Annotated in this window: 4 protein-coding genes; all 4 read left to right on the top strand. The window is 72.2% G+C overall.

The annotated features are described in order from the left end of the window. Nucleotides 1-77: 77 nt before the first annotated feature. Complete coding sequence (locus E0F75_RS37165) at nucleotides 78-845, top strand: SDR family NAD(P)-dependent oxidoreductase (RefSeq protein ID WP_229315397.1); 768 nt, start codon at nucleotides 78-80, stop codon at nucleotides 843-845. 221 nt (nucleotides 846-1066) lie between these two features. Then, complete coding sequence (locus E0F75_RS40520) at nucleotides 1067-3814, top strand: LuxR family transcriptional regulator (protein WP_229315396.1); 2748 nt, start codon at nucleotides 1067-1069, stop codon at nucleotides 3812-3814. A 297-nt stretch (nucleotides 3815-4111) separates the two neighbouring features. After that, on the top strand, nucleotides 4112-4885 hold the full coding sequence (locus tag E0F75_RS37155) for a thioesterase II family protein (protein ID WP_229315395.1): 774 nt from the start codon (nucleotides 4112-4114) through the stop codon (nucleotides 4883-4885). Between the two features lie 269 nt (nucleotides 4886-5154). After that, a partial coding sequence (locus E0F75_RS37150; RefSeq protein ID WP_229315394.1) for a type I polyketide synthase occupies nucleotides 5155-15470 on the top strand: 10316 nt, incomplete at its 3' end.

Here is a 15470-nt window from a genome sequence, read left to right as displayed (position 1 = left end):
CACGGTGCCGCCGTCCGGGGCCACGGGGCCGCCGTGCAGAATGATCTTCGCTACGTCCCCGCGCGGAAGGCCCTCCGATGAAACTGCCCGCTTCCGGCCGTCGTGTCCTCGTCAGCGGTGCCTCACGGGGACTGGGCCGGGCGGTCGCCCAGGCGTTCGCGGCCAACGGCGACCGGGTCGCCGTCCACTTCGGCTCGCGCGCCGAGGAGGCCCGCGTCACCCTGGAGTCCCTCGACGGAACCGGCCACGCCCTCGTCGGAGGCGACCTCGCGGACCCGGCGGGGGCCGTGGCCGTGGTCGACGCGGCGGCCGAGGCGCTCGGCGGGGTCGACGTACTGGTCAACAACGCGGCGGTGAACCTCCGCCACCCCCTCCCCGAGACCCCGTACGAGGAGTGGGTGGCGGTCTGGCAGCAGCACGTGTCCGTGAACCTGCTCGCCACCGCGAACCTGAGCCATCTCGCGGCTCGGCGGATGATCGACCAGGGTGCCGGCGGCCGCATCGTGAACATCGGCTCCCGCGGCGCCTTCCGCGGCGAGCCCGACCACCCGGCCTACGGTGCCACCAAGGCCGCCGTCCACGCGCTCGGCCAGTCGCTCGCGGTCTCCCTCGCCCCGTACGGGATCGCCGTCGCCTCGGTCGCGCCCGGATTCTTCGCCACGGAACGGGTCTCGTCCCGCCTGGAGGGGGCCGAGGGAGCCGCGATCCGCGCCCAGAGCCCGTTCGGCCGGGTGGCCGAGCCCGCCGAGATCGCGGAGGCGGTCCTGTGGCTCGCGTCTCCCGCCGCGGAATGGTCCTCCGGAACGATCCTCGACCTCAACGGAGCGTCACACCTCCGTAGTTGACCTTGATCGCTGATGGTGCCGGCCGAGACACGTCTCGGCCGGCACTTCTTTTTGCCATGAATGACTGGACGTTTGTGTGATATCAGCGGAATGAAACAATTGGCAGGCTTTGGGTGAAGGCCCTCGGGAGGGGATCTTGACTGCCTGTCGGGGGTGAAGTTACGTTGAAGATGCAGTTAAGTGGTTAAAGTAAGTGCAAAGTAAATTCGGGGAGCTGTTCAGTGGTCGTGATCGAGAAATACGTCGAGCTTCAAAGCCTCAAGCGAATGTTGAATGAGTGCACGACAAACGGCCGAACGGTTGCCCTCGTGACGGGCCCGGGTGGTGTCGGGAAAACAACGCTCTTGTCCAGCTTCTCCGGGTTCGCGAAGAGTGCCGGCGCCCTGGTCCTGAGCGCGTCGGGGGCACGCTCGGGACAGCTCCACCCCTTAGGCGTGCTGTCACAGTTATTCCGCTCCATCGAGCTGAGCACTGAGCAGGGGGAGCGGTTCGATCGGCTCCTGGCTCTCCAGGGAGCGGATTCCCTGGACTCTTCGCTGAGTGCTTGCGCGGTGGACGAACTGACCGAGATTCTCCTCGAAGCCGCTGGTGGGCAACCTCTGGTGCTGGCTGTCGACGACACGCAGTACGCGGATCCGGCCAGTATGCACGCCCTCCTTCTGATGCTTCGCCGACTCGCGTCGAGTCCCGTCGTCGCCGTATTCGCCGAGTGGCGGATATTCAGCTCCAAGCCTCCGCTTGTGCTGGCAGAATTCATCAAGCAGCCGTACTTTCATCTCCTGAATTTGCAGCCGCTGTCACTCGAAGGCGTGACCGAATGGCTGCGGCAGCGACGTCTTGGCGAGGCGAGCGCGGAATGTCTTGCTCCTTCCTTCCTGGCGGCGACAGGCGGAAGTCCGCTGCTTTTGCAGGCGCTGTTCCAGGATCAGTGTCGTGGGTTCTACGAGCGTGAGCCGGGAGATGCCGATTCGGTTTCCGCGATGGATGCGGCACTCAAAGGGGCTCACTTCAAGGTCGCGGTAGAGGCGTGCCTGCATCGCTGGGATCCTCAATTGCTCGATGTGGCGCGTGGCCTGGCCGTCCTCGGTGCTCCGACATCGGCCGACGTACTGGCGCGGCTGCTCACCAGCGAGCAGCGGACGGTGGTGGAGGCGTTGAACGCCCTTGCCGAAACGGGCCTGCTCCGCTCCGGCTGGTTCAGCCATCAGGCCGCCCGGGCCGCCGCGTTGAGCGGCCTCGGCGGGGAGGCGCTCGCCGCACTCTACGAGCGCACCGCACTGCTGCTGCACTCCGACGGGGCCGTGCCGTCGGAGGTCGCCGAACGACTCGTCGCCGCAGGAGGTATCGCGGAGAACTGGTCCGTGGACGTCCTCCGCAACGCGGCCTGGCAAGCACTGAGGGAAGGGAACCCGAGCCGCGCGGCCGAGTTTCTCGAGGTCGCCCGCCAGGCCTGCGGCGATGCTCAGGAGCGGGCCGAGGTCATGGGGGCCCTGGTACGGGTCCTGTGGCTGACCAAGCCGACGGCGGTCACCTCCCTGCTGGTTCCGCTGTACTCCTTGCTCCAGGACGGGAGTCTGGCCACGCGGGACATCGTGGCGCTCAGTACCTTCCTTGCCTGGCAGGGCCGCGCAGACGAGGCCGCCCTGGCGCTCGATCGGGTCGAGATGAAGGAGGACGAGTGCGATCTGACCGGTGCGGCCGAGCTGGCGCTCGCGCGTCAGTGGATTCGATGGGTGGTGCCTTTCAAGGGAACGGACGGCGCGGAGGAGACCTCCTCGACGCGTCGCCCCGAGCAGAAAGTCGAGTGCGAGTCGTGGAGTGATCTCGCCAAGAGTGCCGAACAGGTCCTGCAGTGCTGCAGAATCGCCGACGCCCTACCGGTCACCGTGCTGTCCGCCCTGCTCGTCCTCACCTTCGACGACAGGTTGGACGCTGCCCAGGCCTGGTGCGAGACGCTCAGGCCGGAGGCCGAAGCGCTCCAGGCCGTGGCCTGGGTGGCCATGCTCGCGGCTGTCCAGGGGCTGGTGGCGGCACGCAGGGGAGACCTGGTCGATGCCGAGCGGCACTCCCGCCGTGCCGTGACCGTGATGCCTCAGCACAACTGGGGTGCGGCCCTCGGCCTGCCGCTGTCCTGTCTCGTCCACGCCACCACGGCCATGGGCAAGACGGACGAGGCGGAGACGCTCATCAAGGAGGCGCTTCCCGAGGCACGCCGAAATCCGTTCTGGCTGCACTTCCTGCACGCCCGTGGACGTTTCTACATCGAGAACAACCGTCCGTACGCGGCTTTGGCGGACTTTCAGACCTGCGGTCGTCTTCTCTCCGGAACCGTTCTCGACCACGCGAATTTCGTCCCGTGGCGAAGCGACCTGGCCGAGGCGTGGCTGCGCCTCGACGACGCACGCAGTGCCAAAGGCGTCCTCGACGAGCAGTTGACGTTGGCGAACGTCGACAACAAGCGAGTGCGTGGTCGCACTCTGCGGATCACGGCCGCGACGCTCAAGCAGCCGGCCCGGGCTTCCATGCTGAGGGACGCGGTGAAGGTGCTCCTCGATTCCGGGGACCGACTGGAGTTGGCCCTTGCGCTCGCCGATTCGAGTGACGCCGAACTTGAGTGCGGCCATTTCGCCGAATTCAGACTTATTTCCCATCAGGCGAAGCGGATGGCCAAGATGTGCGGGGCCGAGCCGCTCTACTGGAGGCTGCAGAATTCCGGCAGCGCAGAGGAACCGGGCGAGACCCCGACGTTGCGGAAGACGATCCACCGGTTCGCCCTGCTCAGTGAAGCCGAGCGCAAGGTCGCGGCGCTGGCGGCACAGGGGCGGAGCAACCGCGAGATAAGCCAGACCCTCTTCATCACCGTGAGCACGGTGGAGCAGCATCTCACCAAGACGTACCGAAAGCTCGGGGTGAGCAGTCGCTTCGGCCTGCCGGTGGAGCTGGGCCTGGTGGGCTCGGCGGACCACTGAACCCCTCCACGTCCGATCGAGAGCACGACCGAGCCCCTGCCACCCCGAGCGCTGCCCCTAGGGGTGGTAGGGGTGGCAGGGGTGGGCGCTCAGGCCGCCTCATGCCTGGTGAGGGGGCGATCGCGGACGATGAACTGGGGCCGCGCGGCCACACGGCAGGGGTGGGGTTAGGGGTGTGATCACTGTCGCCGCGCAGGGAGCGCCGGTTACGTTGAGGTTCGAATTGCCGAGACGACACTGAGGCTTGTCAGGCGGCGGATGCGCCGGCTGACTGCGCTGAGACGGGGTTCCTTGCCGATGTCCGTAGCCGCGGATCGGGACCAGTGGTTCCGCCGATACGAACCTGCGTTGCCGGGCACGGTCACGTTGCTCTGCCTGCCGCACGCGGGCGGTGCGGCGTCACAGTTCCTTCCCCTGGCCCGGCGACTGGCTCCTGCCGTGGACGTGGTCTGCGTGCAGTATCCGGGCCGTCAGGACCGGCGGAAGGAGACGCCGATCGACAACGTGCACACACTGGCGGACCGCATCTGCGATCTGCTGGAGCCCGCCCCGGAGCGGCAGCTCGTCATCCTGGGGCACAGCATGGGATCGGTCGTCGGCTTCGAACTGGCGCTGCGGATCGAGCGTTCGGCCCCGGGCGCACTGCTCGGGCTGATCGCGTCCGGCCGTCGGGCTCCGGTGATCCACCGGGACGAGAACGTGCACCTGCGGGGCGACGACGACATCATCGCGGAGATCCGCGCACTGAGCGGCACCGACCCGAGTCTGCTGGCCGACGACGAACTGCTGCGCATGGTCCTGCCGGCCCTGCGGGCCGACTACCGGGCGGTCGAGACCTACCGCTACCGGGAGGGCGATCGGCTCGGGGCCCCGATCGGCGTGCTCGTCGGCGACAGCGACCCCCGGGTGAGCGCCGACGACGGCCGCGCCTGGGAGCAGCTCACCGATGGCGGCTTCTCGATGCGCACCTTCCCCGGAGGGCACTTCTATCTGAACGACCAGCAGGCCGCGGTGGCTTCGGAGGTCAGCGACCGCATCGCCGCTTTCCAGGACCTGTCTCGTGTGTCCTGACGAGTGAGCCGTAGACCGTCGGGAGGGCCGGCCCGCCGGCGGGGGATCCGCCACCGGCACCGGCGCCCGGCGGAGGCGTGCGCCAAGGGATCGGGAGCCGGTGGCTCCCCGCTCCTTCGCCCCGATCCGACCTGACACCCCTCACTCCGCTTCCCGTGTACATACCCCAGCCGGACGCATACGGCGCTGCGGGCGTTCCGCCGCGCGCCGGCACTCCGAGCCCGCCCGTCCCCGTTCGTTTTCCTCATGACCCGGAGGTGACTTCAGCAATGCTGGAATCGGCGACTGACGTCGACGGCGGTATCGGCTGTGAGCCGATCGCCGTGGTCGGGGTGTCCTGCCGGCTCCCCGGGGCCGCCACGCCCGAGGAGTTCTGGCGGCTCCTTGCGGACGGACGCAGCGCCGTCGGGGAGGTGCCGGCGGGCCGATGGCAGGAGGAGCCGTCCGAGGAGGCGGCTCGACGGGGCGCGTTCCTGGACGAGGTGGACCGGTTCGACGCGGCGTTCTTCGGCATCTCACCGCGCGAGGCACGGACCATGGATCCGCAGCAGCGACTGACGCTCGAACTGTGCTGGGAGGCACTGGAGGACGCGGGAATCGTCCCGGAGACGCTGCGGGGCCGGCCGGCAGGTGTGTTCGTCGGCGCGATCGCGGACGACTACGCCCGCCTGCTGCACCGCCAGGGCATGGCGACGATCGGCGCGCACAGCCTCACCGGCCTGCACCGGAGCGTCATCGCCAACCGGGTCTCCTACCGCCTCGGCCTGAACGGGCCGAGCCTCACCGTCGACACCGGCCAGTCGTCGTCCCTGGTCGCGGTACACCTGGCGGCGGAGAGCCTGCGCCGGGGGGAGTCCGAGATAGCGCTCGTCGGTGGAGTGCACCTCAATCTCGTTCCGGAGAGCGCCGTGGCCGCCGCCCGGTTCGGCGCGCTCTCGCCCACGGGCCGCAGCCACACCTTCGACGACCGCGCCGACGGATTCGTGCGCGGCGAGGGCGGGGCCATGGTGGTGCTCAAGCCCCTGGACCGGGCACGGGCCGACGGCGACGTCGTCTACTGCGAGATCCGGGGCAGCGCGGTCAACAACGACGGCGGCGGCGCGAGTCTGACCAGCCCCAGCACGCGGGCGCAGACGGAGGTGCTGCGGGCGGCGTACCGGCGTGCCGGAGTGCCCCCGGACCACGTGGGATACGTGGAACTGCACGGCACCGGTACGCGCGTCGGCGACCCCGTCGAGGCGGGCGCGCTGGGCGCCGCACTCTCCGCGGGCCGGCCGGCGGCCAGCCCCCTGCTGGTCGGATCGGTGAAGACGAACATCGGCCACCTGGAGGGCGCCGCGGGCATCGCCGGTCTGGTCAAGACGGTCCTGTCACTGGCCCGTCGCCGGATCCCGCCGAGCCTGAACTTCACCCGGGCCCATCCGGACATCCCCCTGGACGAGCTGCGGCTGAGCATCGTCCAGGAGCCCACGCCCTGGCCCGAGGACGCGGGCCCGGCCTTCGCCGGTGTGAGTTCGTTCGGCATGGGGGGCACCAACTGCCATGTCGTTCTGGCAACGGCAACGGCAACGGCAACGGCAACGGCAACGGCAACGGCAACGGCAACGGCAACGGCAACGGCAACGGCAACGGACGGGTCCGGCGTCGGGACCGGGACCGGCGGCAGCGACGGCGACGGCGACGGTGCGGGGGAGGAGCCCACACCCCGTCCGGTGCCGTGGGTGCTCTCGGGCCGCTCCGCCGCCGCGCTCCGTGACCAGGCGGACCGCCTGCGGGCCCGCGTCGAGTCCGAACCGGACCTGCCGCCCGTCGACGTCGGCCACACACTGGCAGAACACCGCACGCTGTTCGAGCACCGGGCCGTGGTGCTCGGTGACGACCGTACGGCGCGGATGGATGCGCTGACGGCGCTGGCCGGCGCGGAGTCCTCACCGGACGTGGTGACGGGGCAGGCCGTCCCGGGTGACGTCGTGTTCGTCTTTCCCGGTCAGGGCTCGCAGTGGGCCGGCATGGGACTGGACCTGTACGAGGAGTTCCCGGTCTTCGCGGAGCATCTGCGGGCGTGTGCGCGAGCGTTGCGGCCGTACGTCGACTGGTCGTTGCTGCCGGTGCTCCGAGGGGAGCCCGGAGCACCGTCCCTCGACCGGGTGGACGTGGTGCAGCCGGCGCTGTTCGCCGTGATGACGTCGCTGGCGCGGCTGTGGGAATCACTGGGTGTGCGTCCGGCGGCGGTGGTGGGTCACAGCCAGGGCGAGATCGCCGCCGCCCACGTGGCGGGGGCGCTGTCCCTGGAGGACGCGGCCCGAGTCGTCGCCCTGCGGAGCCGGGCGCTGCGGAGCCTGTCGGGCCGGGGCGCGATGGCCGTGGTGTCGATGCCCGCGGACGAGGTCGTACGACGTGTCGACAGCGCGGCCGGGGATCTGTCGGTCGCGGCCGTGAACGGGCCCGTGTCGACGGTGGTCGCCGGTGAGCCCGACGCGGTGGACCGCTTCGTGGACCAGGTGGCAGCGGAGGGCTTCCAGGCACGCCGTCTGCCCGTCGACTACGCCTCGCACTCCACACAGACGGAGGAGATCGGTGAGGACCTCGTCCGGTCCCTCGCCGGGGTGTCCGCGCGTTCGGGAGAGATCCCGTTCTATTCGACGGTCACCGCCGAGGTCGTGGACACAGCCGGTCTGGACGCCGGCCACTGGTTCCGGAACCTGCGGCGGACGGTCCGGTTCGAGGAGACCGTACGGCTGCTGCTGGCCGACGGGCACCGGCAGTTCGTGGAGTGCAGTCCGCACCCGGCCCTGCTCGCCGCAGTGGCCGACACGGCCGAGGCGGCCGGGGTGCCCACTGCCGGTACGGGCTCGCTGCGCCGTGGCGACGGCGGCCGGCGACGGTTCCTGACCAGCCTGGCCGAGGCCCACACCCAGGGCACCCCCGTGGACTGGTCAGCGGTGCTCGCCGACCCGGACGGACGGCGCGTGCCGCTGCCGACCTACCCCTTCCAGCGTGAGCGCCACTGGTGGGACGTGCCTGCCGGAACGGCGCCGGAGACCGTGTCCCCGCCATCCTCCTCCCCGCGGATCCCGGCCCCGGAGACCGACGGGGCCGAGGAGCCGCCCACCACGGCCAATGCTCGGCAGTCCCTGGCGGACCGGCTCGCGGGGCTCCGCGAGGCCGACCGTGACCGGATGATGCTCGACCTGGTCAGGGACGGGGCGGCGCTGGTCCTGGAGCACGACTCGGCGGAGGGCATCGAGACCGACCGGTCGTTCCGGGACCTCGGCTTCGACTCGATGACGGCGGTCGAGATGCGGCGGCGGATGAACACCGCCACCGGGCTGCACCTGCCCGCCACCGTACTGTTCGAGCACCCGACCCCGGCCCGGCTGGCCCGCCACCTGTGGAACGAACTGCTCCCGTCGGCCCCCGCCGCGACGGTCGCCCCCGGCGCGGTCCCCGACGAGGCCGAGCCGGTCGCGATCGTCGGCATCGGCTGCCGCTTCCCCGGCGACGTCCGGTCCCCCGAGGACCTGTGGCGGCTGCTCGCCGAAGGAACCGACGCCATCACGGACTTCCCCGAGGACCGCGGCTGGCGGCTCGACGAACTGTTCGACCCGGACCCCGGGAACGGCCCACGCAGTTACGTACGGCAGGGCGGCTTCCTGCACGACGCGGCCCAGTTCGACGCGGCCTTCTTCGGCATCAGCCCGCGCGAGGCCGACGCGATGGACCCGCAGCAGCGGCTGCTCCTCGAGACCTCGTGGGAGGCGCTGGAGCGGGCCGGGGTCGACCCCACCGGGCTGCGCGGCAGCGACACCGGTGTGTTCCTCGGCGCGACCTCGCAGGACTACGGCTCGCGTCTCGACGACGCGCCGGCGGGCTACGAGGGGTACGTGCTGACCGGCAGCACCTCCAGCGTGGCGTCCGGGCGAGTGGCGTACACGCTGGGCCTTGAAGGACCGGCGCTGACCGTCGACACGGCGTGTTCCTCCTCGCTGGTGGCGCTGCACCTGGCCCGACAGGCGGTGCTGCGCGGCGAGTGCTCCATGGCGCTGGCCGGCGGCGTGACCGTGATGGCGACGCCCGGCATGTTCGCCGAGTTCAGCAGGCAGCGCGGACTGGCCCCGGACGGACGCTGCAAGCCGTTCGCCGAGGCCGCCGACGGCACCGCCTGGAGCGAGGGCGTGGGCGTCCTGCTCCTTGAGCGGCTGTCCGACGCGAACCGTCACGGGCACCGGGTACTGGCCGTCCTGCGCGGGTCCGCGGTGAACCAGGACGGTGCCAGCAACGGCCTGACCGCACCCAACGGAGGCGCCCAGCGCCGCGTCATCCGGCAGGCGTTGGACACGGCCGGACTCGCCGCGGCCGACGTGGACGCCGTCGAGGCACACGGCACCGGCACGACACTGGGCGACCCGATCGAGGCACAGGCCGTCCTCGCCACCTACGGCCAGGACCGCCCGGCCGACCGGCCGGTGCTGCTCGGTTCGCTCAAGTCGAACATCGGGCACACCCAGGCCGCCGCCGGAGTCGCCGGTGTGATCAAGATGGTCATGGCGATGCGGCACGGCATGCTGCCCCGCACCCTCCACCTGGACCGCCCGTCCTCGCACGTCGACTGGGACGCGGGCGCCGCCGCGCTGCTGCCCGAGCCCACCCCCTGGCCGGACGTGGACCGACCGCGCCGTGCCGGGGTGTCGTCGTTCGGCATCAGCGGCACCAACGCCCACGTCATCCTGGAGCAGGCGTCGCAGGAGCAGGAGCAGGAGCAGGAGCAGGAGCAGGAGAGGGAGAGGGAGCCGGGGTGGGTGCCGGAGTCCGAGACCCCCGGCCCCGTCCCGGCGGCCGTGCCGTGGCCGCTGTCGGCCCGCGACCCGCGCGCGCTGCGCCGCCAGGCCGAACTGCTGCACGACTGGCTGCGCGACCACCCGGACGCCCCTCCCGCGGACGTCGCGCACACCCTCCACACGGGACGAGCCGCACTCACCCACCGGGCCGTGGTGGTCGGCGGCGACCGCGACGCGTTCCTGACCGGCCTGCGGGCGCTCGCCGACGGCGAGACCGCCCGCCACCTCATCCAGGACACCGCCACCGCCGACCGCAGGACCGTCTTCGTCTTCCCCGGCCAGGGCTCCCAGTGGGCCGGGATGGGCGCGCGGCTGATGGACGAGTCACCGGTCTTCCGCGAGCACCTGACCGACTGCGCCGCGGCGCTCCAGCCGTATCTGGAGTTCTCGCCGTTGGCCGTGCTGCGCGGCGAGCCGGACGCGCCCGCCCTCGACCGGGTCGACGTCGTCCAGCCGGTGCTCTTCGCGGTGATGGTCTCCCTGGCCCGCAGCTGGGAGACGTACGGTGTGCGGCCCGACGCGGTCGTCGGGCACTCCCAGGGCGAGATCGCCGCCGCGCACCTCGCGGGAGCGCTGTCGCTGGACGACGCCGCCCGGATCGTGTGCCGGCGCAGCCAGGCGATCGCGGTGCTCGCCGGCCGGGGCGGCATGGCGTCGCTGCCGCTGCCGCTGCCCGAGGTCACCGAGCTGATCGGTCGCTGGGGCGACCGCCTGGAGGTGGCGGCCGTCAACGGGCCCAGGGCCGTCGTCGTCGCCGGAGATGCGGAAGCCCTGACCGAACTGCTCGCCGAATGCACCGAGCGCCAGGTGTCCGCACGCCGCATCGCCGTCGACTACGCCTCGCACTCCGCGCAGGTGGAACCCGTCCGGGAACAGCTGGCCACCGAACTGGCCGGGATCACGCCCCGGCGCGGCGACATCCCCTTCCACTCCACCGTCACCGGCACCGAGATCACCGACACCGGAGCACTGGACGCCGACTACTGGTTCCGCAACCTCCGGCAGACGGTCCGCTTCGCCGACGCCACCGGCGAACTGCTCGCCGCCGGACACCGGAACTTCGTCGAGATCAGCCCGCACCCGGTCCTCACCCTCGCCCTCCAGAACACCTTCGAACACCACGGTGACGACGGCGCGGCCGCGACCGTCACCGGCACCCTGCACCGGGAGGACGGCGGCCTCGCGAACCTCCTGACCTCCCTGGCACGCCTGCACGCGACCGGCACGCCCGTCCGCTGGGACCCGCACGCCGAGGCGACCCCCGCGCACCCCGTCGAGCTGCCCACCTATCCCTTCCGGCGGCAGCGCCACTGGCTGACGCCCCCGAGCAGCGGACCGGACGTGTCCGCGGCAGGTCTCGACACCACCGCGCATCCGCTGCTCCCCGCGGCCGTCCCCCTCGCCGACAGCGGCGGGGTGGCGCTCACCGGCACGCTGTCACTCCAGACCCAGCCCTGGCTGGCCGACCACACCGTGCTGGGCACCGTCCTGCTGCCCGCCACGGCCTTCGTCGAGCTGGCCGTCCAGGCCGGCGACCGGACGGGCTGCCCGGACATCGAGGAACTGGTGCTCCAGGCCCCCCTCGTGCTGCCCACCGCCGGCACCGTACGCACCCAGGTGGTCGTCGGAGCCCCGGACGCGGACGGCCGACGGCCCGTCGGCATCCACACCGCCGGCAGCGGCGAGCGGCCCGAATGGACCTGCCACGCCCGCGGTACCCTCGCGCCCGCCGCCGACGCGGCCCCACCGACGGAACCGGCGGTCTCATGGCCACCGGCCGGCGCCGAGACAGTCCCGGTGGACGACGCCTACGCCCACCTCGACGCACTGGGCTTCGGCTACGGGCCCGCGTTCCGCGGACTGCGCCGGCTCTGGCGTCTGGGCGACGACCTGTTCTGCGACGTAGAACTGGACAGCGCGCTCACCCCGGACGCCGCCGCGTACGGACTGCACCCCGCGCTGCTCGACGCCGCCCTGCACCCGCTGGTGTGGGACGACGACCGGGTCATGCTCCCCTTCTCCTGGACCGGAGTACGGCTGCGGGCGAGTGCCGCGACCGCGCTTCGGGTGCACCTGCGCCGGCGACCCGACGGCGGCACCCGCCTGACGGCGACCGACCCCGCCGGCGGGCTCGTCGCCGAGGTGGACGCGCTGACGCTGCGCCCGGTCGACGTCGGGCAGCTCGCCGCCCCGGCCGCCCAGCACGATCTGTACCTGGTCGACTGGACCACCCTCGCGGCACCGGACGTCCCCCGGCCGGCCCGCGACCGGGCGATCGTCGACCTGTCGCCGCACGGCACCCACCCCCGGGGCGCCGACACCTACCCCGGGCTCGCCGAACTGGCCCGCGCGATGGACGGCGGCACGCCGGTTCCGGCGCTGGTCACCTACCACCCCATGCGGACCGGCGCCGGACCGGCGGAGAACCCGGCGCACCCGGCCCGGACACACGACCTGGTGACCGAGACGCTCGGCTTCCTCCAGGCATGGCTGGCGGACGAGCGGTTCGCGGACGTTCCGCTGGCCGTCATCACCCGTGCGGCCGTCCGCACCGGCCCGGCCGACGGACCCGACGACCCCGCGGCCGCGGCGATCTGGGGCCTGCTCCGGTCGGCACAGTCGGAATACCCCGGCCGCTTCCTCCTGCTGGACGCCGACGCCGACGCCGACGCCGACGCCGACGCCGACACTGACACCGACGTCGACACTGACACCGACGTCGATCCGACCGCCGACGCACTGGCCGCCGCGATCGCCACCGGGGAGCCCCAACTGGCCCTACGCGCAGGCGAGATCCGTACGCCCCGGCTCGTCCACCGGCCGCGTACCGACGGCGGTACGCCCTTCCGCCCGGCAGAGGGCGGCACCGTACTGATCACCGGCGGCACCGGCACCCTCGGCCGGCTGCTCGCCCAGCGCCTCGTCACCCACCACGGCGTGACGCAGCTCCTCCTGACCAGCCGTCAGGGTGCCGACGCGCCGGAGGCCGAGAGCCTGCGCGCCGAACTCACCGGCCTGGGCGCCGAGGTCACCCTCACCGCCTGCGACACCGCCGACCGCGCCGCGCTCGCCGCGCTGCTCGCCGACATCCCGGCCGAGCACCCGCTCACCGCGGTGTTCCACGCCGCCGGAGTGCTCGCCGACGCCACCCTCCCGGCCCTCGACGAGACCCACGTCCAGGCGGCCCTGCGCCCGAAGGTGGACGCCGCCTGGCACCTGCACGACCTGACCCGGCACATGGAGCTCACCGCCTTCGTCCTGTTCTCCTCGGTCATGGCCACCCTCGGCGGACCCGGACAGGCCAACTACGCGGCGGCCAACGCCTACCTCGACGCCCTCGCGCAGCAGCGCCGCGCCGACGGCCTGCCCGCCCTCGCCCTGGGCTGGGGCCCCTGGGCGCAGGCCAGCGGCATGACCGGCCACCTCGGCCGCGCCGACCTGGCCCGGCTGCACCGAGCCGGACTGCGCCCGCTGCCCACCGAGGAGGCACTCCTCCTGCTGGACGCCGCGCTGGCCGGTCAGGACGCCCACCTCGTACCGGTGAAGATCGACGCGGCCCGGGCGCCCGCGACCGGGATGCTGCGCGCCCTGGCCCCCGCGCCTTCCCGCCGCACCGCCGCAGCCACCTCGCCGAGTACGGCGGAACCGTCGGACGGCGACCTCCGGGCACGGCTCCAGGCGCTGTCGGGCACCGAGCGGGCCACCCGGCTGCTCGACCTGGTCCGCGGCCACACCGCGGTCGTCCTCGGCCACACCTCCCCTGCACACGTCGACACCGACCAGTCGTTCCAGGACGCCGGGTTCGACTCCCTCACGTCCGTCGAACTCCGCAACCGCCTGGCCGCGGCGACAGGACTGCGGCTGCCGGTGACGCTGCTCTTCGACCACCCCACCCCGGCCGCCGTCGCCGGCCTGCTGCACGAGCTGCTGTTCCCGGCCGACGGTCCGCACGGGACCGGGACCGGGGCCTCGCCCTCACCCTCGGCCGAGGCCGTGGCCGTGGCCGTGGATTCGGAGGCGGCCGCCGAGCCGATCGCCATCGTGGGAATCGGCTGCCGCTTCCCGGGCGGTGTGAGTTCCCCCGGCGACCTCTGGCGCATGGTGGCCGACGGCGTGGACGGCGTGGGACCGTTCCCCGCCGACCGAGGATGGGACGTCGAGCGGCTCTACGACGCCGACGCCGGACGACTCGGACACAGCTACGTCCGCCAGGGCGGATTCCTGCACGACGCCGCCGAGTTCGACGCCGACTTCTTCGGGATCAGTCCACGCGAGGCGCTGGCGACGGACCCGCAGCAGCGGCTGCTCCTCGAGGTCGCCTGGGAGACCCTGGAGGACGCCGGGGTGGACCCGGCGCGCCTCCGGGGAAGCCGCACCGGTGTGTTCGCCGGGCTCATGTACCACGACTACGGCTCGCGGCTGAGCGCCGTGCCGTCGGAGCTGGAGGGCTATCTCGGCAACGGCAGCGCGGGCAGCGTGGCCTCCGGCCGGGTGGCGTACACCTTCGGCTTCGAGGGTCCGGCGGTGACGGTCGACACGGCGTGCTCGTCGTCGCTCGTGGCGCTGCACATGGCGGCGCAGGCGCTGCGTTCCGGCGAGTGCTCCATGGCGCTGGCAGGCGGGGTCTCCGTGATGTCGACGCCGCAGACCTTCGTGGAGTTCAGCCGGCAGCGGGGTCTCTCGGCCGACGGGCGGTGCAAGGCGTTCTCGGCGGCGGCGGACGGATTCGGTCCCGCCGAGGGCGTCGGCCTGGTGCTCCTTGAGCGGTTGTCGGACGCGGTGGCGAACGGCCACCGGGTCCTCGCGGTACTGCGCGGGTCGGCCGTCAATCAGGACGGCGCCTCGAACGGTCTGACGGCTCCGAACGGTCCGTCGCAGCAGCGGGTGATCCGGCAGGCGCTGGCGAACGCGGGTCTGTCCGCCGGCGAGGTGGACGTGGTGGAGGCGCACGGGACGGGTACGAGGCTGGGTGACCCGATCGAGGCGCAGGCGCTTCTTGCCACGTACGGGCAGGACCGGCCGGAGGGCCGTCCGCTGTGGCTGGGGTCGGTGAAGTCGAACATCGGGCACACGCAGGCGGCCGCGGGTGTGGCCGGGGTCATCAAGATGGTGATGGCCATGCGGCACGGGAGGCTTCCGGAGACCCTGCACGTCGACGAGCCCTCGCCGCACGTGGACTGGTCGGCCGGGGACGTGCGTCTGCTGACGGAGCCGGTGGAATGGCCGGGGGAGGGGCGGCTGCGGCGCGCGGGCGTGTCCTCGTTCGGGGTCAGTGGCACCAACGCGCACGTGATCCTTGAGGAGGCGCCCGCGGTCGCGCCTGCTCCCGAGCCTCAGGTGGACCTGTCCGGACCGGTGCCGTGGGTGGTGTCGGGACGGGACGCGGCGGGCGTACGCGGCCAGGCGGCGCGGCTCGCGGAGTTCGTACGGGGCCGGCGGGCCGCGGGCCCCGTAGACCGGAAGTGGGTCGCGGGTGTTGCGGCGGGGCTGGCCGGACGGGCCGCTCTGGAGCAGCGGGCCGTGGTGGTCGGCGCGGATGCGGACGAACTCCTTGCGGGCCTTGAAGAACTGGTTGCCGCCGAGCGGTCGCTGCCCGCGCGGACGGACTCCGGAGTCGTCTTCGTCTTCCCCGGTCAGGGTGGTCAGTGGATCGGGATGGGCCGTGAACTCCTGCTTTCGTGGCCGGTGTTCGCCGAGCGGATGGCTGTGTGTGAGCGGGCGTTGGCGCCGTTTGTCGACTGGTCGTT

Source organism: Streptomyces sp. CB02980 (assembly GCF_014451325.2).
Classification (GTDB): Bacteria; Actinomycetota; Actinomycetes; order Streptomycetales; family Streptomycetaceae; genus Streptomyces.
This window is presented reverse-complemented; position numbering and strand designations above follow the sequence as displayed.

Excerpts from the sequence above, each read along its gene's own strand:
- E0F75_RS37165 (WP_229315397.1), top strand. The coding sequence starts at position 78 with ATGAAACTGCCCGCTTCCGGCCGTCGTGTCCTCGTCAGCGGTGCCTCA.
- E0F75_RS37155 (WP_229315395.1), top strand. The coding sequence starts at position 4,112 with ATGTCCGTAGCCGCGGATCGGGACCAGTGGTTCCGCCGATACGAACCT.